We start from the raw sequence: 26558 nt of genomic DNA on the forward strand, positions 1-26558 counted from the left end.
ACCCTCCAGGCTGCCCGTCCGCCCCGCGACGACGTTAGGGACCAAAGTCCCCTGCATCACCGCCGATCTGCCCTCAGGCGGGCCGCCATGGCCGCGACCCGGGGCCGGCGGCGCCCGGCGGCGGGTCAGCCCGCGGCGGACACCGTGGTGATCTTGGCCGGGTTCATCATCCACAGCACCTGGTCGATGCCCTGGGCCGAGGCGTTGACGGTGGCCACCGCGAACACCGCGCCGTCGCGGCTCAGCAGGGCGGACGCCTGCCCGTTCAGGCTCGCCCACTCCACCTCGACCCCGGCCCAGAACCGGTTCGCGAACGCCCTGTGGTACTTGGCCACCCGGAAGGCGCCCACCACGGGGATGCGAGAGGCCCGGACGGCGCCACCGCCGTCGGAGTAACTGATCACGTCCGCCGCGAAGAGTTTCTCCAGCGTGGCCATGTCGCCGGAACGGGCGGCGGCGACGAAGGCCCTCAGGAGCCTGTGCTGCTCGGCGCCGGTCACCGGCGCGCGACGTTCGGCGACCACGTGTTTGCGAGCCCTGCTGACCAGCTGGCGGGCCGCCGCCTCACTGAGCCGGATGATCTCGGCGATCTGCCAGTACGGGTAGTCGAACGCCTCCCGCAGCACGTACGCGGCGCGTTCCCTGGGCGAAAGTCTCTCCAGGAGGAGCAGGACCGCGAACCCCAGAGCCTCGTCCCGCTCGGCGCCGAGATACGGATCCGCGCTGGTGTCGACGGGTTCGGGAAGCCACGGGCCGATGTAGGTCTCGCGGCGGACCCGCGCGGACTGGGCGGCGTTGATGGCCAGCCGCGTGGTCACCGTCGCCAGGAACGCGACCGGGTTGACCACCGCGCGGCGGTCGCAGGTCTGCCAGCGCAGCCAGACGTCCTGCACCAGGTCCTCGGCCTCGCCGACGCTGCCCAGCATCCGGTACGCGATCCCGAACAGGCGCGGCCGCACGTCCGCGAAGATCATCGTGGCCTGTTGGAGATCTTCTGATTCACCCGATTCGTTCGTCGGCGCGGTATCCGCCATGGTCATCGCCCCTTTCTCACCTTATCGGGGGACCACGCCCCAGGCCGATGGCCCTCCCCGCCGGCTTGCCGCGCCTGGCGTCCATGGCCTGCCTCGCGTGCGTACCCGGTGCCGGCCGGGTCCGCGACCTCGCCCCCCAAAGATCGTTCCGGTCGCGGATTCCCGGCGCCGGCGTACCGGCGGTGGCCGACGACTCCGACCACCGCGCTGTCACGCTCGGTTACCTCGTGCGCCCGGAGGCCTCGCGGCGAGCGGGCGGGAGAAGGAGGTGAGGTGCGTGCCGGGTCAGGGCGCCCTGAAAGCCATGGTGTAGGCGCCGGAGCCGGCCGTGGCGGTCACCCGGTAGCGGTAGTAGCCGGCCGTGCCGGTGTAGGTGATCTGCGCGTCCGGGCCGGGGCCGCCGGAGGTGGCGACGGTTCGCCAGGCGCTCCTGTTGTCCCACTTCTGCAGGTACAGGTCGAAGTCGGTGCCGTCGGGGCCGCTCAGGCAACCGGAGTGAACTCCCGAGACGCCGGCGCGGTAGTAGACGTTCCTCGGCTGGTAGGCCGACCGGCCGGCGGCCAGGGTGCCGCTGTAGGTGCTGGGGTAGCCGGTACAGGTGACCGTGATCGGTGGCGGGTCACCCGCGGTGGTCCGCAGGGTCAGGCCGTAGACGGTGAGGATTTCGCCGATCGGCTGGAAGTAGGTCGTGCCGCCCGAGGCGCAGTCGCCCGAGCCGCCGGAGGTGACGCCCTGGGCTTGGTCGAGGGAGACGAACGAGCCGCCCGAGTCTCCGGGTTCGGCGCAGACGCTGGTACGGACCAGTTCCGAGACGATGCCCTGCGGGTAGGTGACGCTGGCGTCGCGCTGCTGGATGAGGCCGCAGTGCCAGTCGGTGGTGGAGCCCGCCCGGCAGACCGAGGCGCCCTCGACGGCGGCCATGGCACCGGCGACGGGCACGGTGCCGCCCTCGCCGTTGTCCACCCCCGGAGTGCCCCTCCAGTTGCCGTTGACCGCGACCCAGGCGTAGTCGCTGCCGGGGAAGACCGATCCCTGGAAGGTGCCCTGGGTGACGCGGTTGAAGCCGGCGGTGGTGGCGCCGGTCCTGCCGCAGTGGCCGGCGCTGACGAAACCCTCCTGGCCGCCCTTGAGCACGGAGAAGCCGATCGAGCAGCGGCTGGTGACGTCGATGTAGTAGGCGGTGCCGCCCACCAGGTCGTACAGGGGCAGGGGTGCCTCGTCGGAGGGCAGCACGATCGTCGTGGTCTCGTCCACGCCGGTGCTCTGGATGACGTTGCGCACCTGGGCGGGCTCGGGGCTCAGGACGACCACCTTGTTGCGCTTGATGTCGACGTAGCGCACGGTCGACATGAGCGGCTGCGACGGCAGTGCGTCATCCAGTTTCCTCTTGATCTCCGAGAGTTCCGCCAGCGACTTCGCGACGATCTCGGCCTGGGCCCCCGCGGCGAGGATCGTGGGGATGTCGGAGATCGCCGTGGTGGCCACCATCAGGGTGTGCGCGGTCTTCGGGCGAAGCCAGGCGCCGCCGAAGCGGGTACCGAGCGTTCTTTGCAGCCGCGCCGCGATCGGCATCAGGCGGGCCTCGTTGAGCAAACGAGCTCTGGCCTGCTTGGGAGACAGGCCGAGGTCGCGTTGGACGGCCTCCAGCATGCCCGGCGGCGGTTCCGGCGCGGCCGAGGACTTCGGGGCGATCGGCGCGACCGGAACGGCCGCCCCGGCGGAGGTGGTTCTCTGCTGATCGGCGCCGGCCGGAACGGCGGCGAGGGCGAGTGCGGTGACCATCAGGACGCATCCGGCGGTGGCGGCATGTCTGCGAGACATGGATCTTCTCCCCTTGACCTCGGTCGTCGAAGCATGCGGGGAGATCACCCTGCGTAACCAGTGGATCATGCGACAGGACAGTGCCACCTTAGATCAACCGGGACCGATCGCGGGCGCGAAGGCCGCTCGCCACGCGGGCGTGGATTTCCGCCGGCCGGCCCCGCCTCTCCCGCGCGCCCCGGCGGGCGTGGCCACGCCGAACACCCCCGTCCGGCCGCCGCCGGCGACCGCGAGGACCACGGTGGCTCACGGCTTCACGTTTCCGGTGTGATTAGACCGTAATAAGGCGATCGCTTGACGGCATGGTTGTTAGCGTTCACAGTCTTGTCCAACGCAAGATGAGGAGCGGCCGTGCAGACAAGTGTGGGGCTCCACCCGCCGGTGGCTGCCGAGGCGTCCGGGTCGGCGAGCGTGTCGCGCCGGACGGTCGCCTGGATGCTCAACAAGCCTCCGGGCGCATGGAGGACGGGCGCCCGGAAACCGCGGAGCCGCGCGGCGACGCGGCACCGGCGCACTGTCGTGGCGGGTTCGCGCGGCGGGCGCGCCAGGTGAACATCTCGCGCGCGCCCTTGCTCATCCTGCGGGATAACGGTACTCGGCAGAGGTAGCCGTCAAATCGGACGACCAGCACAATTCACGGTTTTCCGCCCAAATGTTAACGCTCACATAAAGGACACCCCCCATGTTCCGAAAAGTCTCAGCGTTCGTCCTGGCGGGCGTCATCGCCACGGCGATGACGGGCTGCGGTAGCACGAGCACGCCGGCCACCGGCACCGACAGTGGCAAGGTCGCCGACGACGGCAAGATCACCATGGGTTTCTCCCAGGTCGGCGCGGAAAGCGGCTGGCGTACGGCCAACACCAAGTCGGTGCAGGAGTCGGCGAAGACGGCGGGCGTGGAGCTGAAGTTCTCCGACGCCCAGCAGAAGCAGGAGAACCAGATCAAGGCGATCCGGTCCTTCGTCCAGCAGAAGGTCGACGTCATCGCGTTCTCGCCGGTGGTGGAGTCGGGCTGGGACACGGTGCTGAAGGAGGCGCAGAACGCCAAGATCCCGGTGATCCTCACCGACCGGGCGGTGGATTCGGCCGACAAGACGCTGTACAAGACCTTCCTGGGCTCGGACTTCGTGGAGGAGGGCAAGAAGGCCGGTCAGTGGCTGGTGGAGGAGTACAAGGACTCCACCGACCCGGTGAACATCGTGGAGCTGCAGGGCACCACGGGGTCGGCGCCGGCCAACGACCGCAAGGCGGGGTTCGCGGAGGTGATCGCGGCCGATCCGAAGTTCAAGATCGCCGCTTCGCAGACCGGTGACTTCACCCGGGCCAAGGGCAAGGAGGTGATGGAGGCGTTCTTGAAGTCCACTCCGGACATCGATGTGCTGTACGCGCACAACGACGACATGGGGCTGGGTGCGATCGAGGCGATCGAGGGCGCGGGCAAGGTGCCGGGCAAGGACATCAAGATCATCACGATCGACGCGGTGAAGGACGGGATGCAGGCCCTGGCCGACGGGAAGATCAGCTACATCGTCGAGTGCAGCCCGCTGCTCGGCCCCCAGCTGATGGACCTGGCCAAGAAGGTCGTCGCCGGTGAGCAGGTGCCCGCCCGCGTGGTGACCGAGGAGACCACCTTCACCCAGGAGCAGGCCAAGGAAGCCCTGCCCACCCGCCAGTACTGAGCCGCCCACCCCGGGAAAGAAGAAAGGAGCGCGGCATGGACGCACCGGCACCGATCGTACGGATGAGCGGAATCGGCAAACGATTCCCCGGCGTCAAGGCCCTGGACGACGTCGGCTTCCGGCTGCTGCCGGGCGAGGTGCACGCGCTGATGGGAGAGAACGGCGCGGGGAAGTCGACGCTGATCAAAGTCCTCACCGGCGTGTACGGCGTCGACGAGGGCGAGATCGAGCTGGCCGGGAAGCCGGTCGCCTTCTCCAGCCCGTCGGCCGCCCAGCAGGCCGGTATCAGCACGGTCTACCAGGAGGTCAACCTGTGCGGGAACCTCTCGGTCGCGGAGAACATCTTCGTGGGCCGGGAACCGCGCAGGTTCGGCCGCATCCGGTGGAAGGAGATGCGCCGGCGGGCCAAGGAACTGATGGGCCGCCTGGACCTGCGCGTCGACGTGTCGGCGCCGCTGGCGTCGCACTCGCTGGCCGTGCAGCAGATGGTCGCGATCGCCAGGGCGATCGACATCGACGCCAAGGTGCTGATCCTCGACGAGCCGACCTCCAGCCTCGACGCCGGCGAGGTGGCCCAGCTGTTCCGGGTGATGCGCCGGCTGAAGGAGCAGGGCATCGCCATCCTGTTCGTCTCGCACTTCCTCGACCAGATCTACGAGGTGTCGGACCGCATGACGATCCTGCGCGACGGGAAGCTCGTGGGGGAGTACCTCACCCGCGAGCTCTCCCAGGTCGACCTGGTCGCCAAGATGATCGGGCGGGAGCTGGCCGACCTGGAGAAACTCGACGAGAAGCCGCCCGCCCGGGTCGCGGAGCCGCTGGTGGAGGCCAGCGACCTCGGGCGGGCGGGCGCCATCGCCCCCTTCACCCTGACCATCAGGCAGGGCGAGGTCGTCGGGCTGGCCGGCCTGCTCGGCTCCGGCCGCACCGAGCTGGCGCGGCTGTTGTTCGGTGCCGACCACGCCGACAGCGGCTCGCTGGAGGTCGGCGGCAAGCAGATCGCGCTGCGCACACCGCGGGCGGCGATGAACCGGAAGATCGCCTTCTGCTCGGAGAACCGGCGGGCGGAAGGACTCGTCGACGAGCTCACGGTGCGGGAGAACATCGTCCTCGCGCTGCAGGCCTCGCGCGGCTGGAGCAGGCCGCTGTCCCGGCGCAAGCAGGACGAGCTGGTCGCCAAGTACATCGCCACCCTGAACATCCGGCCGGGTGACCCCGAGCAGCCGGTCCGCACCCTCAGCGGCGGCAACCAGCAGAAGGTGCTGCTGGCCCGCTGGCTGATCATGGAGCCCCGGTTGCTCATCCTTGACGAGCCCACCCGGGGGATCGACGTCGGCGCGAAGGCGGAGATCCAGCGGCTGGTCGCCGAACTGTCCGACGGAGGCATGGCCGTGCTGTTCATCTCCGCCGAGCTGGAGGAGGTCCTGCGGCTCAGTCACCGGGTCGGGGTGCTACGCGACCGCGCGCTGGTCGCCCAGCTCGACAACGACGACGCGCTCACCACCGACATCCTGATGCAGAAGATCGCGAGCGGAGCGCCGGCATGAGTTCTGTACAAAACCGCGTCGGTGCCCTGGCGCGGCACCGGCTGCTCTGGCCCGGCGTGATCCTGGTCGCGCTGCTGGTGCTCAACGTGGTGTTCACCGACAACTTCCTGCACGTGCAGATGAGGGACGGGCACCTCTACGGCAGCCTCATCGACATCCTCCGTTTCGGGGCGCCGCTGATCCTGGTCGCGCTGGGCATGACGCTGGTCATCGCCACCGGCGGCATCGACCTGTCGGTCGGTTCGGTGGTGGCGATCGGCGGGGCACTGGCCTGCATGCAGATCAGCGGCCTGGCCGACCAGAACTCCGTCGCCGGCGTGCTGTCGGCGATCGGCGTCACGCTGGTGGTGGCGCTCGCGCTCGGAGCCTGGAACGGGTTCCTGGTGGCCGCCGTGGGCATCCAGCCGATCATCGCGACGCTGATCCTCATGGTCGCGGGACGGGGCCTGGCCCAGCTGATCACCGACGGGCAGATCATCACGATCAACAGTGCCCCGTACAAGCTGGTCGGCGGCGGCTACTGGCTCACGCTGCCGTTCGGCATCCTCATCGTGATCGCGCTGACGGCGCTGACCGCCTTCCTCACCCGGAGGCTGGCCCTGGGCATGTTCATCGAGGCGGTCGGCGGCAACGCCGAGGCCAGCAGGCTGTCCGGGATCCGCTCCCGGGGCGTGCTGATCGTGACCTACACCTTCTGCGGGCTGTGCGCGGGCATCGCGGGACTGATGATCAGTTCCAACGTGTCCAGCGCGGACGGCAACAACGCCGGCCTGTGGATCGAGCTGGACGCCATCCTGGCCGTCGTCATCGGCGGCACCTCGCTGGCGGGCGGCCGGTTCTCCCTCGGCGGCACCGTGCTGGGGGCGTTGATCATTCAGACCCTGACCACCACGATCTACTCGATCGGCGTGCCGCCGGAGACGACGCTGCTGTTCAAGGCGCTCGTGGTGACGATCGTTTGCCTGCTGCAGTCGCCGGCCTTCCGGCGGAGGATCTTCCAGTGGGAGCGGGACGATCCCGCACCGCCGCCCGCTCCGGAGGGCGGTCCCGGCCGCCCCCTCGCGGGCACGGCCACCGGCGAGCAGGTACGGGAAGAGACGGTGAGGAACAGATGACGGACACCACCCTGGCCGGCCCGGCCGGGCGGCTCGCGATCCCCCGCAGGTACGTCCCGGTCATGGTGACCGCGGGCCTGCTCATCGCGATGTTCGCGGCCGGCGGCATCCGGTACGAGGGGTTCGCCAGCGGGCAGGTGATCCTCAACGTCTTCGTCGACAACGCGTTCCTGCTCGTCGTCGGCGTCGGCATGACGTTCGTGATCCTCGCCGGCGGCATCGACCTGTCGGTGGGCGCGGTGGTGGCGCTGTCCACGATGGTCACGGCCAGTCTCGTCACGAACCAGGGCTGGCCGGCGCCGGTGGTGATCGTGCTGGTGCTGGCCATCGGCGCGACGCTGGGATTCGGGATGGGGGCGATCATCCACTACTTCGAGGTTCAGCCCTTCATCGCGACCCTCGCCGGGATGTTCCTGGCCCGCGGGCTGTGCTACACGATCGGCACCGACTCGATTCCGATCACCGACGGCATCTTCACCGCCTTCGCGCAGACCAGGATCGACCTGGGCGGCGAGATGTGGATCTCGCCGAGCGTGGTGATCGCCGCGATCGTGGTGCTGGTGGCCGCGTACGTGCTGCACCACACGCGTCTGGGGCGCACGGTCTACGCCGTCGGCGGCAGCGAGCAGTCCGCGCTGCTCATGGGTCTTCCGGTGGGGCGGACGAAGATCGCCGTCTACACGATCAGCGGGCTGTGCTCCGCGCTCGGCGGGATCCTGCTGTCCTTCTACATGCTGTCCGGGTACGGCCTGCACGCCGTCGGCATGGAACTGGACGCCATCGCGGCGGTGGTCATCGGCGGCACGCTGCTCACCGGCGGCTCGGGCTATCTCTTCGGTACCGTGCTGGGCATCCTCGTGCTCGGCCTGACCCAGACGATCATCAGCTTCGAGGGGACCCTCAGCTCCTGGTGGACCAAGATCTTCATTGGCCTGCTGCTGTTCGCCTTCATCCTGCTGCAACGGCTCATCGGCGTCCGGCGGACCTGAGGCGGAGGGACCGGCCGCCCGGCGGCCGGTCCCTCCGCTCACGTCTCACGGCTGTGACCGCCTTGTCCGCGGTACGCCATGAACGTCCCCGTCCACGTCCATGTCCACGTCCGCCCTCGACCACGACGGCCGGCCGCGCGTCCGGCGCCGCTCCGTGAGGCGGTGACGAGACGGTGAGCCGCGCCGCGCTCCCAGCGGGTCGCCGGCGCGGGCGGGCGGCTCATAGCAGCCGTCTTTGCACCACGTCGGCGATGACCGTGGTCACGATTCGGTGGACGGCTCCGGCCTCGGGCGGGGTGCCCCCCGCGCCGGCGTACAGCAGGTGCCCGGCCCCGACCAGCGTGAACGCGAGCGTGTCGGTGTCGGCGTCCGCCGCGATGCGGCCCATCTCGCACTCGGCGGCGAGGTAGGAGGCGAGCATGGCCCCGGCCTCCGCCAGGACCGGGACGCCGGTCGACCCGGCCCGGCGCAGCCGGGCGCGCAGGTCGTCCCGGGAGATGACGAGGCCGACGATCGCCACGGCGACCGTCTCGAACAGTTCCGTCAGCGCGCCGGTGAGGTTGCCGGCGACGGTGCCGGTCCCGGCGGAGTCGTACAGGGCGGCGGCCTGAGGGCCGATCCGGGCGGCGCGGTCCAGCACGAGCTCGGCGAGGAAGGCGTCGAAGTCGGCGAAGTGCCGGTGCAGGACCCCCTTGGCGCAGTCGGCCTCCGTGGTGACCGCCCGGCTGGTCAGCGCGTTCGGCCCGTCCCTGAGCAGAACGCGCTCGGCGGCGTCGAACAGCTGCTCGCGCGCGTCGCGCATGGCCACCCCCGTCGGCACCGTGCATCCCTCTTCCCGGTCGAGGAGCCCGCCCGTTGACGAGTGGGCATGTGCCCACTAGCGTGGGCGCATGCCCACTATACCGCCGCCCGGAGCGCCTCTTCCTGGGAACGACCTTCATCGACACCGGCAGGTGGCGGAGTCGTTCGGCGTGGACGCCGAACGCTACGACCGCACCCGGCCCCGCTATCCCGACGCCATGGTGGACCGGATCGTCGCCGCCTGCCCCGGGCCCGGCGTCCTCGACGTCGGCTGCGGCACCGGCATAGAGGCCCGGCAGTTCCAGGCGGCCGGCTGCGAGGTCCTCGGCGTCGAGCCCGACGCGCGGATGGCCGACTTCGCGCGGCGCGGCGGGGTCGAGGTCGAGGTGGCGACGTTCGAGGCCTGGGACCCCGCCGGCCGGATGTTCGACGCGGTCGTCGCCGGGACGGCCTGGCACTGGGTGGACCCGGTGGCGGGAGCCGCCAAGGCGGCACGGGTGCTGCGGCCCGGTGGGCGGCTGGCGGCGTTCTGGCACGTGTTCCAGCTTCCGCCCGGCGTGGCGGAGGCCTTCGCCGCTGTCTACCGGCGGGTGGTGCCCGACTCGCCGTTCGTCTTCCAGGAGAAGGGAAGCGCCCTGGAGGGATACCAGGCGCTGTTCGCCAGGGCCGCCGACGGGATCCGGGAGGTGGGCGGGTTCGGCGACCCGGAGCAGTGGCGGTTCGACTGGGAGTGTCACTACACCCGGGACGCGTGGCTGGACCAGCTGCCCACCTCCGGCGCTCTCACCCGGCTCCCGCAGGACAGGCTGGCGGAGGTGCTGGAGGGCGCCGGCGCCGCCGTCGACGCGATGGGGGGCGGCTTCACGATGCCCTACACCACGGTGGCCGTCACCGCCGCGCGCACCGGCGCGGCCTGACACGGCCGGCGTGCGCGGTACGGCGGCCGGCCCGCGTTCCGGGGAGCCGGCCGGCCCTCCTGGAGCGCGGGCCGGTGCCTCCCGTGCCGACGAGGGCGCTTTGACAGGACGGTCGCCGGTACACATACTCAAGTGCGCGATAATGAACCAAAGTTCGCAGAGCGAACATCTGGCCGAACGGAGTGCCGTGCGCGGAGACAAGGTGATCGCCACGGCCGCGGAGGCCCTGGCGGACGTGCGCGACGGCGCGTCGTTCGCGGTGGGCGGGTTCGGCCTGAGCGGCATCCCGAACGTGCTGATCCAGGCCCTGTACGACACGGGGGTGCGCGGGATCGGCGTGGTGTCGAACAACTGCGGCGTGGACGGCGGCGGCCTGGGCGTCCTGCTGGAGGCGGGCCGGATCGGCCGGGTGACCGCCTCCTACATCGGCGACAACAAGGAGTTCGCCCGGCAGTACCTGACGGGGGAGCTGGAGGTGGAGCTCACCCCGCAGGGCAGCCTGGCCGAGCGGCTGCGCGCGGGCGGCTGCGGCATCCCCGCCTTCTACACCCCGGCCGGGGTCGGCACGCCGGTCGCCGACGGCGGGCTGCCGTTGCGGCACGGCCCGGACGGCTCGGTGGTGCTCGCCTCGCCGCCCAAGGAGGTGCGCGAGTTCGACGGCCGGACCTATGTGCTGGAGCGCGGCATCACCACCGACTTCGCGCTGGTGCGGGCGGCCAGGGGAGACCGGCACGGCAACCTCGTGTTCGGCAAGGCCGCCAGGAACTTCAACCCGCTGGCCGCGATGGCCGGGCGGGTCACGATCGCCGAGGTCGAGGAGCTGACCGAGCTCGACCCCGACGAGATCCACCTGCCCGGGGTGTTCGTCCAGCGCGTCGTGCCGCTCACCCCGGAGCAGGCCGCCGACAAGGCCGTCGAGCGGCGTACCACCTCCGTGCCCGCGGAGCGAGGGGGGACCACCTCATGAGCTGGAGCCGTGACCAGATGGTCGCGCGCGCGGCGGCCGAACTGCGCGACGGTGACCACGTCAACCTCGGCATCGGCCTGCCCACCCGCATCCCCTCCTTCCTGCCGGCGGGCACGGACGTGATCCTGCACTCGGAGAACGGCATCCTCGGCGTCGGTCCCTACCCCGCGCCGGACGCGGTCGACCCCGACCTGATCAACGCGGGCAAGGAGACCGTGACCGTGCTCCCCGGCGCGTCGTTCTTCGACTCCTCGCTGTCGTTCGGCATGATCCGCGGTGGTCACATCGACGCGGCGGTGCTGGGCGCGATGCAGGTCTCGGCCCGTGGCGACCTGGCCAACTGGATGGTCCCCGGCAGGCTCGTCAAGGGCATGGGCGGCGCGATGGACCTGGTCCACGGCGCCCGCAGGGTCATCGTGATCATGGATCACGTCGCCAAGGACGGCTCGCCGAAGATCGTCGAGGAGTGCTCGCTGCCCCTCACGGGGAAGGAGTGCGTCCACCGGATCATCACCGACCTCGGCGTCCTCGACGTCACGGGGGAGGGGCTGACTCTGGTGGAGACCGCCCCCGGAGTGAGCCTGGCGGAGCTGCGCGATCGTACGGACGCGGAGGTGAGGGCGTGAGGAGCGTCTCCGCCGTGGCCGGGACGGCCCGCTCCGGTCTCGCCTTCCCGCGCGTCGGCGCCGGTCAGGGCCCGGCCGTCGTTCCCGAAAGGTAGGAGTTCATGTCCACACCCCTCACGCAGGCCGACATCGACCGCGAGATCGCCGAGCTCCGCGACCTCCGGAACGCCGGTGACGGCCGGGAGGCGCACCACCCGTCCCGCGACTACGGCCCCTACCGCAGCACCGTGCTCCGCCATCCGAAACAACCACTGATCGCGCTCAAGGACCCGGAAGCGGCCGAGCTGGCCGGGCCGGTCTTCGGCGTCACCGACGTCACCGCGCTCGACGCCGACCTGACCAGGCAGCACCTCGCCGAGCCGCTGGGCGAGCGCATCACCGTGCACGGCCGTGTCCTCGACAGGGACGGCCGCCCGGTGCGCGGCCAGCTCGTGGAGATATGGCAGGCCAACGCCTCCGGCCGCTACCCGCACCAGCGCGACGACCACCCGGCCCCGCTCGACCCCAACTTCACCGGCGTCGGCCGCTGTCTCACCGGTGACGACGGCGGCTACGCCTTCACCACGATCAAGCCCGGCGCCTACCCGTGGCGCAACCACACCAACGCCTGGCGCCCCGCGCACATCCACTTCTCGGTCTTCGGCACCGCCTTCACCCAGCGCCTGGTCACCCAGATGTACTTCCCGAACGACCCGCTGTTCGCCTACGACCCCATCTTCAACTCCGTCGCCGACGAGCGAGCCCGGCAGCGCCTGGTCGCCGCCTACGAGCACGACCTGTCCGTCCCCGAGTGGTCCCTCGGCTACCGGTGGGACATCGTTCTGGACGGCCCCGCCGCCACCTGGACGGAGGAGGGCCGATGAACCCCACCCCCTCGCAGACCGTCGGCCCCTTCTACGGCTACGCGCTCCCGTTCCCCGGCGGCGGTGACATCGCGACCGGCGGGATCACCGTGCACGGATGCGTCTACGACGGCGCGGGCGTTCCGGTGCCGGACGCGCTGCTGGAGTTCTGGCAGGCCGCCCCGTCCGGCGACCTCACCGGCGCCCCCGGCACGCTGCGCCGCGACCCGGTGACCGGCGCGGTCATCGGCAGGCACGGCGTCGACTTCACCGGCTTCGGCCGGGTGCCCACCGACGCCGACGGCCGCTGGACGCTGCGCACGCTCGTGCCCGGCAACGGCTACATCAGCGTGTGCGTGTTCGCCCGCGGCCTGTTGCACCATCTCTACACCCGCGTCTACCTCGCCCACGGCGCCTTTCTCGACTCGCTGCCGCCCGAGCGCGCGCACACGCTGCTGGCCGCGCGGGAGGGGGAGGACCGCTACCGCTTCGACATCCACCTGCAGGGCGAGAAGGAGACGATCTTCTTCGACTTCGGCTGATCCCGGGCGGCCACCCCGTGGAGGCGGGCGGCCTTCACCGGGCGCCCGCCTCCACGGGGCGGCGGTCTTCACGGGGCGGCGGTCTTCACGGGGCGGCGGTCTTCACGGGGCGGCGGTCTTCACGGGGCGGCGACGGACGCGCCGGCGGCCCGCACGGGCTCGAGACTCGCCCCGGGACGACTCCAGGGGCGCGACGGGCGGCCTCAGGTGGGCGTGCCGGCGTCGACGCGGTGGTAGAGCGAGCTGAAGAGTGGCCAGGTCAGGGCAGCCATATCGGCGGGGGGCCACGGACATCCGCGCTGGAGCCAGTCGGCGGCCACGCCGATGAGCGCCCCGGCGGTGAACGCGGCCGGGACGTCGTGCGGGATGTCCGACGGAGGGCCGGAGTATCCGACCAGATCGCCGGCGGTGATCTGGTGGAGGCGGCCGTAGACGGCCGCGGCGATGCGGCGGCGGATGTGGTCGACGACGCGCGCGCTGCCCTGCGGCCCCAGCAGGGTGCGGTAGAGCCCGGCGTGCTCGGCGAGGCTGGCGAAGAACGCCTCCAGTGACTGGGTCGCCTCCGGCGCCGGGTCCGCCGTCTCCGGGCCGGGGGCGGGCAGGGAACCGATCAGCTCGTCGATCATCGCGGTGCAGGCGGCCTCGGCGAGCTCGTGGACGTCGCGGTAGTGGTCGTAGAAGGTCGAGCGGCTCACCCCGGCGCGTTCGGCGACGTCGGCGACGGTGATCCGGGAGAGGTCCCGCTCCTCGACGAGCTGGATCAGTGCGCGTGCCAGGGCCGTGTGCGTGCGGCGCACGCGCCGGTCGCCGGAGGGAGTGTCGCTGCTCTTGGTCGTGGCCACATCCTTCACTTTACCGGCAAACTACACATGTAGGTTTCCCGACACATGTAGGGTAGCGTGACGACGCAGGACGACCGAAAGGACCTCGTCGCATGCGGGCACACGCGGGCCGGGCCGCCGCGCCCCCTCCGCGTACGCGCCCGCCGATCCATCCGTTCGCAAGGAGACGACGCATGAGTGCCGACGAGCAGGTCCTGCGCTACCCGATCCCCAACGACAAGGCGCTGGAGCCGCCCGCGAAATGGGCCGAGCTGCGCGGCACGTGCCCGGTGGCGCGCGTGGAGCTGCCCAGCGGCGACCGGGCGACGCTGCTGACCCGCTACGCCGACGTCAGGCAGGTGCTCGCCGACCCGCGCTTCACCCGCCGGCTCACCGCCCCCGACGCGGCACGGCTGTCGGCGGAGGGCGGCGGGGTCTTCAGCAGCGAGATGGCGCAGATCATCCCCGACGGGGGCGAGGAGCACCAGCACTGGCGGCGACTGGTCGGCAAGTGGTTCACCGCCAAGCGGATGGCCGCCCTGCGGCCCTCGATGGCCCGGATCGCCGAGGAGCTCATCGACGACATGGTCAAGCGCGGCGCCCCCGGTGACCTCAGGGCGGGCCTGGGCTTCCCGCTGCCGGTGTACGTCATCTGCGACATGCTCGGCGTGCCGGCCGCCGACCGGGACCGGTTCTCGTACTGGTCCGACACCCTGCTCAACCTCACCCGCTACACCAGGGCCGAGACCGAGGCCGCCCAGGTGGAGTTCTTCCAGTACATGTCCGAGCACGTCGCCGCCAAGCGCGCCGAGCCGGGCGAGGACCTGCTGAGCGAGCTGATCGCGGCCGGCGGCCCCGAGGACGGCGGGCTGTCCGACATGCAAATCCTGGTCACCGGCATGGGACTGCTGGTCGCCGGGCACGAGACCGCCGCCAACATGATCGGCAAGATGGTCTCCATGCTGCTGGCCGAGCGTGGCCGGTGGGAGCGGCTGCTCGCCGATCCCTCGCTGGTGCGCACGGCGGTGGAGGAGACGCTGCGGCTCGACGCCAACTCCGGCTTCGGCCTGCCGCGCTACCTGCCCGTGGAGACCGAGGTGAGCGGTACGGCCCTGCCCCGCGGCACCACCGTGGTGTGCAGCATGGCCGCGGCCAACCGGGACGAGAGCGTCTTCGAGGCCGCCGCCGAGATGGACCTGAGCCGCAGCCCGAACCCGCACCTGGCCTTCGGCGCGGGCGCCCACTCCTGCCTGGGCCAGTCACTGGCGCGCACCGAGCTGCAGGTCGTGCTCGAGGTGCTGCTGCGCAGGCTTCCGTCCCTGGAGCTGGCCGTCCCGGTGGAGGAGCTGGAACGCGTGGAGGGGCTGGCCGTCGGCGGCCTGCGCACGGTGCCGGTCCGCTGGTGACCGGGCACCGTCCCACCCGGCCGGCCGGTAGAGAGGAACTCGAGATGAAGGTCACCATGAAGGTCACCGTGGACGAGAACAAATGCTGCGGCGCCGGCCAGTGCGTGCTGATCGCGCCGGAGGTGTTCGACCAGCGCGACGACGACGGCATCGTCGTCCTGCTCGAACCCGAGCCCGGTGCGGACCAGCACACCCTGGTCCGCGAGGCCGCCGCCGTCTGCCCCGCCGCCGCGATCGCGCTGAGCGAGGAGATCTGAGCGGCACCGCGCCTCGCGCGTGACGCCCTCGCCGTAAGACCGTCCCCGCACGAGCGGCGGGACGGCGACGCCGGCGACGCGCTCCACCGCCGCCGGCCGTGTCATCTCCCGCCGGGCGGTGTCCACGTCGTCCTCTCACGGCCATCTTGCCCTCCTCGATCGTCACCTTCGCCCGCAGATCTGGCGGAGGTCACCTCAGGACGGGGTCTGCGGCCACTCGCTCGCGGCCCGCGCGATCGCGCGCCAGATGGGTTCGTAACCGGTGCACCGGCAGAGGTTGGAGCCGACCAGGGCGGCGACGCGCTCCGGGTCGTCGCCGACGGAGGAGTCCGACTCCAGCGCCCCGGCGGCCACCATCAGGAAGCCCGGCGTGCAGAAACCGCACTGCAGGGCGTGCTCGGCGGAGAAGGCCCGCTGCAGCGGATGGGGCTCGCCGCCGGGGCCGGACAGCCCTTCGACGGTGCGCACCGAGCCGCCGTCGCACTGTACGGCCAGCATGAGGCACGACCGGACGGCCTCGCCGTCGACCAGCACCGTGCAGGCCCCGCAGACGCCGTGCTCGCAGCCCAGGTGCGTGCCCGTGAGGCGGCAGTCCTCGCGCAGCACGTCGGCCAGCACGCGCCGGGGCTCCACGTCGAGCGCGCGTTCCTCGCCGTTCACCGTGATGGTGATCCTCATCGGTGGCCTCCTTGGGACGTGCCGGTCCGCGACAGCCGATCCCTCGCCGCCTCGCACAGGGTCCTGCCGACCAGGACGGCGACGGCCTGGCGCCGGTACTCCACGTCGGCGTACGGTTCGGGCAGGGGCGCGGCGTCCTGTTCGGCGGCGACGCGGCCCGCGCGGGCGAACGGGTGGTCGCCGGGCACCCGGCGTCCGGCCGGGGGCGTGATCTCGGCGCCGATCAGCGCCTGCTCGGCGGCGCGGGCCCGTACCGGCCGGTCGGCGCAGTTGACGAGCCCGATCCTCGCCTCGGTGATCACCCCGTCGGGTGCGGTGAGCGTCGCCGCCACGGCCACCTGGGCGAAGCAGAAGTGCGTGCGCCGGTGCTCGACGAAGCCGACGCCGGTGTCGTCGGCGAGCAGCGGGAACCGTACGGCGGTGATGAGCTCGTCCGGCGTGCGCGAGGTCAGGAACGGCCCGAGGAAGTAGTCGCGAGCCGCGATCTCGCGTGGGCCGCCGGCGCCGTGCACCTCGATGCCGGCGTCGAGGGCGATGGCGAGGGCGCACCACTCCGCGGCCGGGTGCGCCCAGGCGAGGCTGCCCACCAGGGTGCCGCGGGAGCGGATGGGCGGATGGGCGACGTTGACGACGGCGCGGGAGAACAGGGTGCCGAGCGGGCCCGGCACGGCCCGCTCCCGCTCGAAGGAGGCGTGGCGGATCAGGGCGCCGACCCGCAACGTGCCGTCGTCGACGCTCATGTGGTCGAGCTCGGGGACGCGGTTGATGTCGACCACCAGCTCGGGGCGGACGCGCTGCAGGCGCATCTCCAGGACGAGGCTCTGGCCGCCGGCGAGGATCCGGGCGTCCCGCCCGGCACCGAGGGCGTCGACGGCCTCGCGCACCGTGCGCGGCACGACGTAGTCGAAGGCGGCGGGCTTCACCGGACCTCCTCCGGGAGTTTCGGGGCGCGGGCCGCCCGCCACACCACGTCCGGGGTGAGCGGCATCTGCAGCAGGCCGGGGTCGGCCACCCGCAGCGCGTCGGCCACCGCGTTGACGATCGCGGCCGGAGTGCCGATGCAGCCCGACTCTCCCGCCCCTTTGGCGCCCAGCGGCGTGCTGGGGCTCGGCGTGCGGGTGTCCCTGAGCTCGATGGGCGGGATCTCGGCGGACGTCGGCAGCAGGTAGTCCAGCAGCGCCTCGGCGAGCAGGGGCACGCCGTTCTCGCCGAAGGGGATGCTCTCGTACAGCGCCTGGCCGATGCCCTGCACGGCCGACCCGAAGGCCTGCCCGTGCACCACGGCCGGGTCGAGCACCACCCCGCAGTCGTCCACCGCCACCAGCCGCAGCACGCGCACGGTGCCGAGCTCCGGATCGACCTCCGCCACCGCCGCGTGGGCGCCGAACGGGAACGCCATGCCCGACTCGAACCGGCCGCCCATTCGCATCGGCCCGGTCGCCTTCACCAGCTCGGCCAGGTCCATCGCCGCCGAGCCGTCGTGGACGGTGTGCACGGTGCCGCCGGACCACGCCACCTCCTCCTGCGGCACCTCCCACAGGGCCGCCGCCCGCGTCCGCGCCTCCTCGACGAGCAGCGTGGCGGCGTTCCGCAGCGCCGCGCCGGCCACCTGCGCCGACCGGCTGGCGAAGGAGCCCACCCCGTCCGGCTGCTCGTCGGTGTCGCCCTCGACCAGCCGGACCCGCGCACCGTCCACACCGAGGGTCCCGGCGACCAGCGCGGGGAAGACCGTCTCGTGGCCCTGGCCGCTGGAGGCCGTGCCGCAGCGAGCGGTGACCGTGCCGTCCTCGTGCGCCTCGAGGCCGGCGAACTCGTGCAGCCCCCCTGGTTCGCCGCCGGAGCGTTCCACGTAGCAGGACAGGCCGATCCCCAGGGGGAGGGACTCCGGGTCCGCCCGGCGGCGGGCCTGCTCGGCCCGCCATCCGTCGTAGTCGAGGGTCTCCAGCGCCAGGTCGAGCGCGGCGGCGTAGTTCCCGCTGTCGTAGCGCCGCCCGGTGGGCGTTTTGTAGGGGAAGTCCTCCGGCGGGATGAAGTTGCGCCGCCGCAGTTCCGCCGGGTCCATTCCCAGCCGGCGGGCCAGCGTGTCCATCGACCGCTCCAGCGCGATCGCCGCCTCGGGGCGCCCCGCGCCTCGATAGGGGTAGGTCACCATGGTGTTGGTGAGCATCGAACGGACGGTGGCGTGCACCCGCGGGGTGGCGTACGGACCTGTCGCCATCCAGGCGGTCTGCATGGGCAGCTCGACCCCGAGGTGGGGGTAGGCGCCGATGTCGGCGTCGATGTTCAGCTCGTACGCGAGCAGGCGCCCGTCGGCGTCGGCGGCGAGCCGGACCCTCTGGTCCTGACCCCGGCCCCGGGTGGCGACCATCATCGACTCCAGCCGGTCCTCGATCCACCGGACGGGACGTCCGAGCCCCACCGCCAGGAAGGCGACCGCGATGAACTCCGGGAAGGTCGCGCTCTTCGACCCGAACGCGCCCCCGGTGTCCGGCACCACCACGCGCACCCGCTCGACCCGCGGGCCCAGCAGCGCGGCCAGTTCCCGGCGCAACCGGTGCGGTGCCTGATGGCCTGCCCACACCGTCAGCACGTCTCCCTCGGGCACGGCGAGGATCGTCCTGCACTCCATGGGGGTGGGCATCAGCAGCTGCTGGCGGTACCGGCCCTCCACCACGACCGCCGCCTCCCGCCACACCGACTCCTCGATCGGCTTCCCGGCCTCTCCCCGCAGGGCGACGTTGCTCAGCCCGTCGAACAGGCGGACGGAGTCTTCCGCGGCGGCGGACGGCGTCACCACCGCGGGCAGCGGATCGATCCGGAAGGTGACCTCGGCAGCCCCGTCCTCGGCCCGGTAGCGGTCCTCGCCCAGGACCACCGCCAGCGCCTCGCCCGGGTAGCGCACCCGGTCCCTCACCAGCACCGGCCACTCCCGGCCGGCCACGGCCTCCTCCGTGGACAGCTGGGCGAGCAGCACGTACGGAACCGGAGGCAGATCCTGCAGCACGGCGGCCGACCGCGCGCACGGCGGCATCTCGGAGAGATCCGCGGCGGACCAGGCTCCCACCACTCCCGGCACCTCGCAGGCGGCGGAGCAGTCCACCTCGCGCAGTACGCCGTGCGCGACGTCGCTCCTGACGAACACGGCGTCCAGGCAACCCGGCACGTCCATGTCGGCGACATAGCGGCCCTCACCGGTGAGCAGCCGTTCGTCCTCACGCCTTGACCATTGCTCCACAACCAAGACCTCCGCGCCGCGCATGTCATCGCATGGTTCGGTCGATTTCCAGTGGGATGCGTGGGGGGCGAAGGGCATTCGTGGTGAGCCGCCGGATGGCAGGTGGCGCGAGTCGTTTGTGGACGCACCGGGTGCGCGAATGAGACGTACTGAATCAACGGTACATGTGAATTTGATGGGGTCTTGCTGGGCTTGAAGGGAACTTTGGGATGATTTTCCCGGGTTTCGGCGGCCGGGTATTTTCCGGTCGCCGATCACCTCCGCGGGGGAGCGGGCACGGGGTTCGAGCGCTTCAGCCGGCGGTCCGGTTCGCGCAACCTCCCGGTGGAGCTACCAGGCGGTCGCGCCGCCGTCGACCGGGTAGTTGGCGCCGGTGATGTACGACGCCCGCGGGTGGAGCGCCGTCCTCACCGCGGCCGGCCTCGCCCGCCTGGAACGGGCGTGGCCGAGCAACCTGGCCAGCGTGCGCCGGCACTTTCTCGACCACCTCGAAGGCGTCGATCTCGCCCGGCTCGCCCGTGCGCTTCAGCACGTCCCGATCACCGGCTGAGGCGGGTGCCGGGAACCGCCGCGGGTGTGCGAAGAGGCGGGATCTCGTGTCGGTGCCCGCCGCCGGACCGGAGGGTACGGCGGGAGGCCGGCTTCCGTCGTAGGCTGGATCTCGCACGTGATGGAGGGAAGGCTGAGGTGGCCGAGACGATGGTGGCCGAGGTGATGGCCGAGCTGGCCGAGCTCGCGGACCCGAGAATTCGCGAGGTCAACGAGAGACACGGCGACGATCACGGTGTGAATCTCGGCAAGCTGCGCGCGCTCGCGAAGCGGCTGAAGACGCAGCAGGAGCTCGCGTGCCGGCTCTGGGAGACGGACGACAGCGCGGCGAGACTGCTGGCGATCCTGATCTGCCGCCCGAAGGCGTTCGGGCGTGACGAGCTGGACGCCATGGTGCGCGAGGCGCGCACGCCCAAGGTGCACGACTGGCTCGTGAACTACGTGGTGAAGAAGAGCCCGCACTCCGAAGAGCTGCGCCTGGCCTGGACGGCCGATCCGGATCCGGTGGTCGCGAGTGCCGGCTGGGCGCTGACCACCGAACGCGTGGCGAGGAAGCCCGAGGTCCTCGACCTCGCGGGGCTGCTCGACGTCATCGAGGCGGAGATGAAGGACGCCCCGGATCGCCTGCAGTGGGCGATGAACCACTGCCTGGCGCAGATCGGGATCGAGCACGCCGAGCACCGTGCCCGTGCCATCGACATCGGTGAGCGCCTGGAGGTGCTCAAGGACTACCCGACCTCCCCGGGTTGCACGTCTCCGTTCGCGCCCATCTGGATCGCCGAGATGGTGCGCCGGTAGCACGACAGGAAGACAGGTCGCCTCGACGACGGGCGCTGGAGCCACCCTCCGCTGTTGCCCGGCGGACTCTCCCCGTTGTCCTGGTGTCACCATTGGGACAACCGCTTCGGGCCTGGTGGTCCACCGGGCCCGCGTCCAGGAAGGCAGCCCACGCCCATGACCGTTCTCGACTCCCCGATCCCCAGGTTCCATCTGGCCGTGCCGGTCGACGACCTGGCCGCCGCGCGCCACTTCTACGGCGAGGTGCTGGGCCTGGAACAGGGCCGCAGCGCGGACACCTGGGTGGACTGGAACCTGCACGGCCACCAGTTCGTCACGCACCTGGCACCCGGCCGTGCCCGGCCGGTGCACAACCCCGTCGACGGCCATGACGTCCCGGTGCCGCACTTCGGCCTGATCCTGACGATTGCGGAGTTCCGCGCGCTCGCCGAACGGCTGCGCGCGGCGGGTACCGAATTCGTCATCGAGCCCTATGTCCGCTTCGAGGGGCAGACCGGCGAGCAGTGGACGATGTTCCTGCTCGACCCGGCGGGCAACGCCCTGGAGTTCAAGGCGTTCGCCGACGACTCCCAGGTCTTCGCCTCCTGACGCGGCGAACAACCGGGGAGCCGGCGCGGGCGTCCATGCCGTGACCGGCCGGCGGGAGGGCCGTCCGGAGGCTAGACGCCGAACGCCGCCGGCGGGGACCGGACGCGCGGGATCGAGGACGAGCGCCATCATGTGCTCGTCGGAGACGTCGAACGGGGGCCGGATGGCGTGACCCGAGGCCGGGGTGAAGCCGAACCGGGGGTAGTACTCGGCGTGGTCGAGGACCAGGACGAGGTTCTCGCCCTGGTCGCGGGCGGCTCGCAGGGCGGCGCGGATGGCGGCCGAACCGGCACCCCGCCTTTGGTGGCCGGGCAGGACGGCGCACGGGCCCGAGACTGCTTGTACGAGGCCCGGCACGGCAGGCGGACGTACGAGGTGGGCGCATCCGCCGGTCGACGGAGGGCGGGCGTCTCGGGCGTGGACGCCTTCGATCCGTCCGGCGACCCGGTATGCCGCTTCCTTGCTCGGCCTTCATTCCTGGACGAAGGAGGCGTTGCCGGGGGATCTTCCGCCCGGTCCGCAGGCTCGAACCGGGCGGACGGGCGGCCAGGCACCCACCCGCCGTTCGTTGAAACGTTCTTCTTTCCGGCGGCGGTCCGGCGGCGGTCCGGCGGCGGTCCGGCGGCGGTCCGGTGGCGGTCCGGTGGCGCCCGCGTCGGCGTCAGTGCGGGCCCGCGGCATGAGACGGCCGGCCCGCGGTCCCGGGCGGCCGCATTGGAAAACCTCCGAAAAGGACAGGACCCGCCCTCCACCACCCTCGCCACCGCCCTCACGGAGGACGCCGTCTACTTCAGGCGCCCATCGCCGGAGCGCGGCCAACGACAGTGAGCCTTCCGCGGGCATCTCTCGCGGCGGGCATCACGAAAACCGGGTCTTGTGCGGCATGCAGAAGAACGTTTTAATCCCCCATAAAGCAGACGTAACAAACCAATGGACATGAGTGGACAACGGCGGAGCAGTCGCTGTGAAGGAGGATCAGTGATCGTCTACGGCGGGGACTGGAATCCCGAGCAGTGCCCACCGAGCTCGCCCCGGCCACCACCAACCTGATGGTCGGCGCCCACCGGGACATGGACCACTGGAGCTTCGCCGAAGAGCCGGCCAAGGTGTCCGGCAGGCCGCGGCGCGACTCCCTGGCCTACCTGGCAGGGGGGCCTGCGCGGGTATGGGCAGGCACCCGGTCGCCGCAGGCGACGCCGGAATCATCTGCGAGAACTGATCCATCAGGACCTCTCACCGTCGTGCCGCGAGGGAAAGCGCTTACATACTGGAGGCGAAATGCGCATCCGCAAGGTCTTGGCCGCAACGCTCGCGACCGGCCTGCTGGCCGCCGTCACCGCATGCGGTGACGGCGGCCAGGCTGCGGACGGCAAAACCACGATCCGCTTCGCCTGGTGGGGCAGTGACCAGCGAGCCAAGATCACCAACGAGGCCGTCCAGCTCTTCATGAAGAAGAACCCCACCATCAAGGTCGTCACCAGCACCGCCATCTACGACGCCTACTTCCAGAAGCTGGCCACCGAGACCGCCGGCGGCAATGCCCCCGACGTCATGCAGATGAGCGACCGCCACCTGCAGGAGTACGCCCAGCGCAACACCGTCCTCGACCTGCAGCCGCACGTCGGCAAGGAGGTCCAGACCGCCGACCTCAAGAAGGAGGTCATGGGCCTGGGCACGCTCGGCGACAAGCTGTACGGCCTGCCGCTCGGTCAGACCGCCGTCGTGATGGTCTACAACCCGGTGCTGTGGAAAGAGGCCGGTGCCAAGGAGCCCGAGCTCGGCTGGAGCTGGGACGACTACTTCGAGGCGGCCAAGAAGGTCAGCGACAAGACCGGTAAGAAGGTCTACGGCGCCAGCGACTTCGGCGGCATCGAGTCCTGGTTCAAGATCTGGCTCTCGCAGCAGGGTAAGGGCCTCTACACCCCCGAGGGCAAGATCGGCTACACCGAGCAGGACGTCGCCACCTGGTGGGAGATGGCTACCAGGTTCCGCAAGGCGGGCGCCTCCACCCCCGGCGAGATCACCGCGGTCAACCCGGCGGGTTCGCCGCTGGCGCGCAAGCTTTCTGCCTCGGAGTTCCTGCCTGACTCCACGGTGGCCCCCAACGCCTGGGAGGCCTACGACAACGACTACGAGCTCGCGCCGCCACCGCAGTCGGGCGACACCCCCGGCCTCTACGGCGAGCCGCCCATGCTGCTGAGCGTCTTCGCCAGGACCAAGCAGAAGGAGGCCGCGCTCAAGCTGACCGACTTCCTCATCAACGACCCCGACGCCGCCAAGATCCTCGGAATGGCCCGCGGCCTGCCCGCCAACACGAAGAACCGGACCGCCGTCGAGCCGGCCCTGACCGGCGCCTGGAAGCAGGTCTACGACTACGAGCAGCTCATCTCCGAAAAGATCAAAGTTGGTCCGCCCGCCCCGCCCAAGGGCGCCGGCACGCTGTTCACCCTGTTCGACAAGTACTACCAGGACGTGATGTACGACAAGGCCACCCCGGCCGACGCCGCCAAGCGCTACTTCGCCGAGGCCCAGCAGGTTCTCGCAGGATGACCGACGGTGGGGCCCCGTCCGGGGTCCCACCGGGTCGAGGAAGTGTGATCGATGGAGCGAACCCGACACCGTCACAAGCCGGAAGCGAGGCGGTGAGCGTGCGGACCCCCACGCTGGAACGGACGCGCCCGAAGGCCCCTCCGGCTCCGGCTGAAAGCGCGTACGGCGAGCGAGCGGGCATCGCCTACCTGTTCCTGTCACCCTGGGTGATCGGAGCGGTCCTGCTGACGATCGGCCCCATGCTGGCCTCCCTGTATCTGTCCTTCACCGACTACGACCTGTTCACGACGCCGTCGTTCGTCGGCTTCGACAACTACGCGCGGCTGTTCACCCAGGACGCGCACTTCATGAACGCGGTCTGGGCGACGGTGAAGTTCGTGGTCTTCTCGGTCCCGGTGCAACTGGTGGCGGCCCTGGCCGTGGCCATGCTGCTGAACCGGGCCAGCCGCGTGCAGGGCCTGTACCGCTCGGCGTTCTACGCCCCCTCCCTGCTGGGCGCCAGCGTCGCGGTGGCGCTGGTCTGGCGGGCCATGTTCTCCGCCGACGGCGCCGCCGACCAGGTCCTGTCGATCTTCGGCATCCGCACCGGGGGCTGGGTCACCGACCCCGACCTGGCGCTGCTGGTGCTGGTGCTGCTGGGCATCTGGCAGTTCGGCGCCCCGATGGTGATCTTCCTGGCGGGGCTCAAGCAGATCCCCGGCGAGCTGTACGACGCCGCCTCGGTGGACGGCGCCGGATGGTGGCGACGCTTCTGGTCGGTCACCGTGCCGATGCTCTCCCCGGTGATCTTCTTCAACCTGGTACTCGACACGATCCGTGCCTTCCAGGTGTTCAACGCGGCCTTCGTGGTCAGCAACGGCACCGGCGGCCCGGGCGACTCGACCCTCTTCTACACCCTCTACCTGTGGCAGAAGGGCTTCGTCGACTTCAAGATGGGATACGCCTCGGCCATGGCGTGGGTGCTGCTGCTGGGCATCGCCCTGGTGACCGCGCTCATCTTCAGGTCCGCGCGGTCCTGGGTGCACTACGGAGGCGAGGACCGATGACCCACACGACGACCTGCCCGGCACCCCGGCCGTCGCCCTCGCCCCCACCGCCGGCCCGGCCCGCGCCGGCCGCCGGCCGGGCGGCGGCCCGCCGGCTGCTGTGGCACGTGCTCGTGCTGTCCGCGCTCGCCGTGATGCTCTACCCGGTCGCCTGGCTGGTCGCCAGCTCCTTCAAGCCCGGCGGCGAGATCGCCTCCAGCGTCGGGCTCTGGGCCACGTCCTTCACCTTGGACAACTACGGCTCGGCACTGGGCGAGCTGTCCGGCACCCCGGCCTGGCGCTTCCTGCTCAACTCCACGATCGTGGCCGGTGGAGCCGTGATCGGCAACGTCCTCACCTGCTCGCTGGCGGCCTACGCGTTCGCCAGGCTGCGCTTCCGGCTGCGCACCCCCCTGTTCGCCTTCATGCTGGCCACGATCATGCTGCCTCAGCACGTGGTGCTGATCCCGCAGTACACGATCTTCCAGCAGCTCGGCATGGTCGACTCCTTCTGGCCGCTGATACTGCCCAAGTTCCTGGCCACCGACGCGTTCTTCGTCTTCCTGATGGTCCAGTTCATCCGTCAGCTCCCCCGGGAACTGGACGAGGCGGCCCGGATCGACGGATGCGGACCGATCCGGATCTTCGCCCACGTCACCCTGCCGCTCATCAAACCCGCCATGATCACCACGGCGATCTTCACGTTCATCTGGACCTGGAACGACTTCTTCACCCAGCTGATCTACCTGTCCTCACCCGACAACCTCACCCTGCCGCTCGCCCTGCGGCTCTTCGTGGACCTGCAGGAGAGCGCCGCCTCCTTCGGCCCGATGTTCGCCCTCTCGGTGATCTCGCTCCTGCCGGTCCTGCTCTTCTTCGCCGCCTTCCAGCGCTTCCTGGTCCAGGGCATGGCCACCTCCGGGCTGAAGGGATGAGGGGCAGATGAGGGGCAAGGGATGAACCCCGTGCGACGCCACCCCATGAACACCTCGCGTCTCACCTTGCTGTCGGAGTCGCTCCTGCTGGGCGTGCTGATCTTTCTGGCCTCGCTGCCCCTGGTCACCGCGTTCATCGCGATGACCGCCGGGTGCGCGCTGCTGCGCGACAGGGGGGACGTCTCGGTCGGCCTGCGACCCTACGCCCGTCGCCTCGTGGCCGTGACCCGCACCGGGCCGCTCGGCTTCGCCGTACCCATCGGGGTGGGCACGGTGCTGCTGGCCGACTGGGTGGCCGTCACGGCCGGGCTGCCCGGACACGAGACGCTCGCCGTACTGCTGCCGCTGTCGGCCGCGGTGATCGGCGCGCTCGCCCTGCGTTCGGCCGCGGCCTGGCGCCCCGGAGCGACCTGGCCCCGGATCTATCGCTCCGCCACGGGCGCCGACGTCTACGGCACCGTGCTTCTGATCATGGCGGTGGCCGTCGCCGTGGTCATCTGTTCGACCTTTCCCGTCGTCACCCCGCTGGCCGCGGGCCAGCTGGCCCTCGCCGCCGTCGCCGTCGACGCGCGGGTCCGCCCCCGGCACGCCTGACCACGGTCGATCACGTACTCGGCTGCCGGCACGCACGGCGGTGCGGTTCGGCGCGCCTGGGCGCTTCTTCCCCTCGACCAACGGGAAACCATGTCGAGGTCGACACCCCTGATGCGCTGATCTGTTCCCAAAAAGCTGATCTGTTCCCAAAAAGGGGCAGTCCCACTTCGCGGGGTGAAACGTGCAAACTGCTGAGCCCCTGACACCGGCCGGACGGCGCCCCCGGAAGAGAGCCGAAAGAGG

At 71.0% G+C, this 26558-nt stretch carries 25 protein-coding genes and 1 pseudogene; 18 read left to right on the plus strand and 8 right to left on the minus strand.

The annotated features are described in order from the left end of the window. Window positions 1–125: 125 nt before the first annotated feature. Together ACTOQ2_RS34950 and ACTOQ2_RS34955 are read right to left on the minus strand one after the other, a co-directional pair. On the minus strand, window positions 126–974 hold the full coding sequence (locus ACTOQ2_RS34950; protein ID WP_440105103.1) for an RNA polymerase sigma-70 factor: 849 nt from the start codon (window positions 972–974) through the stop codon (window positions 126–128). A 345-nt stretch (window positions 975–1319) separates the two neighbouring features. Then, entirely contained in the window at window positions 1320–2855 is a 1536-nt protein-coding gene (locus ACTOQ2_RS34955) for a S1 family peptidase (RefSeq protein WP_440105104.1), read from the minus strand. A gap of 682 nt (window positions 2856–3537) precedes the next feature. Here ACTOQ2_RS34955 and ACTOQ2_RS34960 point away from each other — a divergent pair. The 4 genes from ACTOQ2_RS34960 to yjfF are packed head-to-tail and all read left to right on the plus strand — an operon-like array spanning window position 3538 to window position 8184. Next, the gene (locus ACTOQ2_RS34960) at window positions 3538–4533 is read left to right on the plus strand and encodes an ABC transporter substrate-binding protein (protein ID WP_440105105.1); all 996 of its coding nucleotides are present in this window, start codon (window positions 3538–3540) and stop codon (window positions 4531–4533) included. Window positions 4534–4568: 35 nt separating this feature from the next. Beyond that, window positions 4569–6080, plus strand: coding sequence for a sugar ABC transporter ATP-binding protein (locus ACTOQ2_RS34965; RefSeq protein WP_440105106.1), 1512 nt, complete (start codon window positions 4569–4571; stop codon window positions 6078–6080). Next, window positions 6077–7195, plus strand: coding sequence for an ABC transporter permease (locus ACTOQ2_RS34970; protein ID WP_440105107.1), 1119 nt, complete (start codon window positions 6077–6079; stop codon window positions 7193–7195). The genes ACTOQ2_RS34965 and ACTOQ2_RS34970 overlap by 4 nt, the downstream gene beginning before the upstream one ends. Next, complete coding sequence (yjfF, locus tag ACTOQ2_RS34975) at window positions 7192–8184, plus strand: galactofuranose ABC transporter, permease protein YjfF (protein WP_440105108.1); 993 nt, start codon at window positions 7192–7194, stop codon at window positions 8182–8184. The genes ACTOQ2_RS34970 and yjfF overlap by 4 nt, the downstream gene beginning before the upstream one ends. Before the next feature lie 220 nt (window positions 8185–8404). Here yjfF and ACTOQ2_RS34980 read toward each other — a convergent pair whose 3' ends face one another. Beyond that, window positions 8405–9004 carry a TetR/AcrR family transcriptional regulator gene (locus ACTOQ2_RS34980; protein WP_440105109.1) on the minus strand — a complete coding sequence of 200 codons (600 nt, stop codon included), beginning with the start codon at window positions 9002–9004 and terminating at the stop codon, window positions 8405–8407. Window positions 9005–9074: 70 nt separating this feature from the next. Here ACTOQ2_RS34980 and ACTOQ2_RS34985 point away from each other — a divergent pair, with 70 nt between their 5' ends. From ACTOQ2_RS34985 to pcaG, 5 genes are all read left to right on the plus strand, one after another. Beyond that, window positions 9075–9902: a class I SAM-dependent methyltransferase gene (locus tag ACTOQ2_RS34985; protein WP_440105110.1), complete on the plus strand. Its 828-nt coding sequence runs from the start codon at window positions 9075–9077 to the stop codon at window positions 9900–9902. Window positions 9903–10089: 187 nt separating this feature from the next. Next, window positions 10090–10869: a CoA transferase subunit A gene (locus ACTOQ2_RS34990; RefSeq protein WP_440105111.1), complete on the plus strand. Its 780-nt coding sequence runs from the start codon at window positions 10090–10092 to the stop codon at window positions 10867–10869. Beyond that, on the plus strand, window positions 10866–11495 hold the full coding sequence (locus tag ACTOQ2_RS34995) for a CoA transferase subunit B (protein WP_440105112.1): 630 nt from the start codon (window positions 10866–10868) through the stop codon (window positions 11493–11495). The genes ACTOQ2_RS34990 and ACTOQ2_RS34995 overlap by 4 nt, the downstream gene beginning before the upstream one ends. Window positions 11496–11596: 101 nt before the next feature. After that, window positions 11597–12358: a protocatechuate 3,4-dioxygenase subunit beta gene (gene pcaH / locus ACTOQ2_RS35000; protein WP_440105113.1), complete on the plus strand. Its 762-nt coding sequence runs from the start codon at window positions 11597–11599 to the stop codon at window positions 12356–12358. Next, window positions 12355–12879: a protocatechuate 3,4-dioxygenase subunit alpha gene (gene pcaG / locus ACTOQ2_RS35005; RefSeq protein ID WP_440105114.1), complete on the plus strand. Its 525-nt coding sequence runs from the start codon at window positions 12355–12357 to the stop codon at window positions 12877–12879. The genes pcaH and pcaG overlap by 4 nt, the downstream gene beginning before the upstream one ends. A 203-nt stretch (window positions 12880–13082) precedes the next feature. Here pcaG and ACTOQ2_RS35010 read toward each other — a convergent pair whose 3' ends face one another. Further along, complete coding sequence (locus ACTOQ2_RS35010) at window positions 13083–13721, minus strand: TetR/AcrR family transcriptional regulator (RefSeq protein ID WP_440105115.1); 639 nt, start codon at window positions 13719–13721, stop codon at window positions 13083–13085. Between the two features lie 173 nt (window positions 13722–13894). Here ACTOQ2_RS35010 and ACTOQ2_RS35015 point away from each other — a divergent pair, with 173 nt between their 5' ends. Both ACTOQ2_RS35015 and ACTOQ2_RS35020 read left to right on the plus strand, forming a co-directional pair. Further along, window positions 13895–15106, plus strand: coding sequence for a cytochrome P450 (locus ACTOQ2_RS35015; protein WP_440105116.1), 1212 nt, complete (start codon window positions 13895–13897; stop codon window positions 15104–15106). A gap of 56 nt (window positions 15107–15162) precedes the next feature. Beyond that, on the plus strand, window positions 15163–15363 hold the full coding sequence (locus ACTOQ2_RS35020) for a ferredoxin (protein ID WP_440105177.1): 201 nt from the start codon (window positions 15163–15165) through the stop codon (window positions 15361–15363). 195 nt (window positions 15364–15558) lie between these two features. Here the strand turns inward: ACTOQ2_RS35020 and ACTOQ2_RS35025 are convergent, their stop codons facing one another. The 3 genes from ACTOQ2_RS35025 to ACTOQ2_RS35035 are packed head-to-tail and all read right to left on the minus strand — an operon-like array spanning window position 15559 to window position 19276. Further along, the gene (locus ACTOQ2_RS35025; RefSeq protein ID WP_440105117.1) at window positions 15559–16041 is read right to left on the minus strand and encodes a (2Fe-2S)-binding protein; all 483 of its coding nucleotides are present in this window, start codon (window positions 16039–16041) and stop codon (window positions 15559–15561) included. After that, on the minus strand, window positions 16038–16964 hold the full coding sequence (locus tag ACTOQ2_RS35030) for an FAD binding domain-containing protein (RefSeq protein WP_440105118.1): 927 nt from the start codon (window positions 16962–16964) through the stop codon (window positions 16038–16040). Before ACTOQ2_RS35030 ends, ACTOQ2_RS35025 begins: the two co-directional genes overlap by 4 nt. Further along, window positions 16961–19276 (minus strand): xanthine dehydrogenase family protein molybdopterin-binding subunit, encoded by a 2316-nt coding sequence (locus ACTOQ2_RS35035; protein WP_440105119.1) that lies wholly within the window; start codon window positions 19274–19276, stop codon window positions 16961–16963. The genes ACTOQ2_RS35030 and ACTOQ2_RS35035 overlap by 4 nt, the downstream gene beginning before the upstream one ends. Window positions 19277–19652: 376 nt before the next feature. On the opposite strand from ACTOQ2_RS35035, the gene ACTOQ2_RS35040 reads away from it, so the two are divergent. From ACTOQ2_RS35040 to ACTOQ2_RS35050, 3 genes are all read left to right on the plus strand, one after another. Continuing rightward, window positions 19653–19826, plus strand: coding sequence for a hypothetical protein (locus ACTOQ2_RS35040; protein ID WP_440105120.1), 174 nt, complete (start codon window positions 19653–19655; stop codon window positions 19824–19826). Between the two features lie 137 nt (window positions 19827–19963). After that, window positions 19964–20623, plus strand: coding sequence for a DNA alkylation repair protein (locus tag ACTOQ2_RS35045; protein WP_440105121.1), 660 nt, complete (start codon window positions 19964–19966; stop codon window positions 20621–20623). A gap of 156 nt (window positions 20624–20779) precedes the next feature. Beyond that, complete coding sequence (locus ACTOQ2_RS35050) at window positions 20780–21211, plus strand: VOC family protein (RefSeq protein ID WP_440105122.1); 432 nt, start codon at window positions 20780–20782, stop codon at window positions 21209–21211. Window positions 21212–21289: 78 nt separating this feature from the next. Here ACTOQ2_RS35050 and ACTOQ2_RS35055 read toward each other — a convergent pair. After that, window positions 21290–21541, minus strand: a pseudogene (locus tag ACTOQ2_RS35055) (GNAT family N-acetyltransferase); the annotation flags it as partial. A gap of 948 nt (window positions 21542–22489) precedes the next feature. Here ACTOQ2_RS35055 and ACTOQ2_RS35060 point away from each other — a divergent pair. The 4 genes from ACTOQ2_RS35060 (at window position 22490) to ACTOQ2_RS35075 (ending at window position 26315) form a co-directional block, all read left to right on the plus strand. Further along, window positions 22490–23761: an ABC transporter substrate-binding protein gene (locus ACTOQ2_RS35060; RefSeq protein WP_440105123.1), complete on the plus strand. Its 1272-nt coding sequence runs from the start codon at window positions 22490–22492 to the stop codon at window positions 23759–23761. A gap of 98 nt (window positions 23762–23859) precedes the next feature. Next, window positions 23860–24807: a carbohydrate ABC transporter permease gene (locus ACTOQ2_RS35065; RefSeq protein ID WP_440105124.1), complete on the plus strand. Its 948-nt coding sequence runs from the start codon at window positions 23860–23862 to the stop codon at window positions 24805–24807. Then, window positions 24804–25721, plus strand: a complete 918-nt coding sequence (locus ACTOQ2_RS35070) for a carbohydrate ABC transporter permease (protein ID WP_440105125.1) — start codon at window positions 24804–24806, stop codon at window positions 25719–25721. Before ACTOQ2_RS35065 ends, ACTOQ2_RS35070 begins: the two co-directional genes overlap by 4 nt. A gap of 21 nt (window positions 25722–25742) precedes the next feature. After that, window positions 25743–26315 (plus strand): hypothetical protein, encoded by a 573-nt coding sequence (locus ACTOQ2_RS35075; protein WP_440105126.1) that lies wholly within the window; start codon window positions 25743–25745, stop codon window positions 26313–26315. Window positions 26316–26558: the final 243 nt, after the last annotated feature.

This window comes from Streptosporangium sp. H16, assembly GCF_051918855.1.
Lineage (GTDB): Bacteria > Actinomycetota > Actinomycetes > Streptosporangiales > Streptosporangiaceae > Streptosporangium.

What these genes read in the sequence shown, in the direction of transcription:
- ACTOQ2_RS35025 (WP_440105117.1), bottom strand. Translation starts at nt 16,041, where the DNA reads ATGAGGATCACCATCACGGTGAACGGCGAGGAACGCGCGCTCGACGTG.
- ACTOQ2_RS35015 (WP_440105116.1), top strand. Translation starts at nt 13,895, where the DNA reads ATGAGTGCCGACGAGCAGGTCCTGCGCTACCCGATCCCCAACGACAAG.
- pcaH (WP_440105113.1), top strand. Translation starts at nt 11,597, where the DNA reads ATGTCCACACCCCTCACGCAGGCCGACATCGACCGCGAGATCGCCGAG.
- ACTOQ2_RS35040 (WP_440105120.1), top strand. Translation starts at nt 19,653, where the DNA reads ATGTACGACGCCCGCGGGTGGAGCGCCGTCCTCACCGCGGCCGGCCTC.
- ACTOQ2_RS34955 (WP_440105104.1), bottom strand. Translation starts at nt 2,855, where the DNA reads ATGTCTCGCAGACATGCCGCCACCGCCGGATGCGTCCTGATGGTCACC.
- ACTOQ2_RS35060 (WP_440105123.1), top strand. Translation starts at nt 22,490, where the DNA reads ATGCGCATCCGCAAGGTCTTGGCCGCAACGCTCGCGACCGGCCTGCTG.
- ACTOQ2_RS34960 (WP_440105105.1), top strand. Translation starts at nt 3,538, where the DNA reads ATGTTCCGAAAAGTCTCAGCGTTCGTCCTGGCGGGCGTCATCGCCACG.
- pcaG (WP_440105114.1), top strand. Translation starts at nt 12,355, where the DNA reads ATGAACCCCACCCCCTCGCAGACCGTCGGCCCCTTCTACGGCTACGCG.
- ACTOQ2_RS34995 (WP_440105112.1), top strand. Translation starts at nt 10,866, where the DNA reads ATGAGCTGGAGCCGTGACCAGATGGTCGCGCGCGCGGCGGCCGAACTG.
- ACTOQ2_RS35075 (WP_440105126.1), top strand. Translation starts at nt 25,743, where the DNA reads ATGAACCCCGTGCGACGCCACCCCATGAACACCTCGCGTCTCACCTTG.
- ACTOQ2_RS35070 (WP_440105125.1), top strand. Translation starts at nt 24,804, where the DNA reads ATGACCCACACGACGACCTGCCCGGCACCCCGGCCGTCGCCCTCGCCC.
- ACTOQ2_RS34965 (WP_440105106.1), top strand. Translation starts at nt 4,569, where the DNA reads ATGGACGCACCGGCACCGATCGTACGGATGAGCGGAATCGGCAAACGA.
- ACTOQ2_RS34950 (WP_440105103.1), bottom strand. Translation starts at nt 974, where the DNA reads ATGATCTTCGCGGACGTGCGGCCGCGCCTGTTCGGGATCGCGTACCGG.
- ACTOQ2_RS35020 (WP_440105177.1), top strand. Translation starts at nt 15,163, where the DNA reads ATGAAGGTCACCGTGGACGAGAACAAATGCTGCGGCGCCGGCCAGTGC.
- ACTOQ2_RS34970 (WP_440105107.1), top strand. Translation starts at nt 6,077, where the DNA reads ATGAGTTCTGTACAAAACCGCGTCGGTGCCCTGGCGCGGCACCGGCTG.
- yjfF (WP_440105108.1), top strand. Translation starts at nt 7,192, where the DNA reads ATGACGGACACCACCCTGGCCGGCCCGGCCGGGCGGCTCGCGATCCCC.
- ACTOQ2_RS34985 (WP_440105110.1), top strand. Translation starts at nt 9,075, where the DNA reads ATGCCCACTATACCGCCGCCCGGAGCGCCTCTTCCTGGGAACGACCTT.
- ACTOQ2_RS35050 (WP_440105122.1), top strand. Translation starts at nt 20,780, where the DNA reads ATGACCGTTCTCGACTCCCCGATCCCCAGGTTCCATCTGGCCGTGCCG.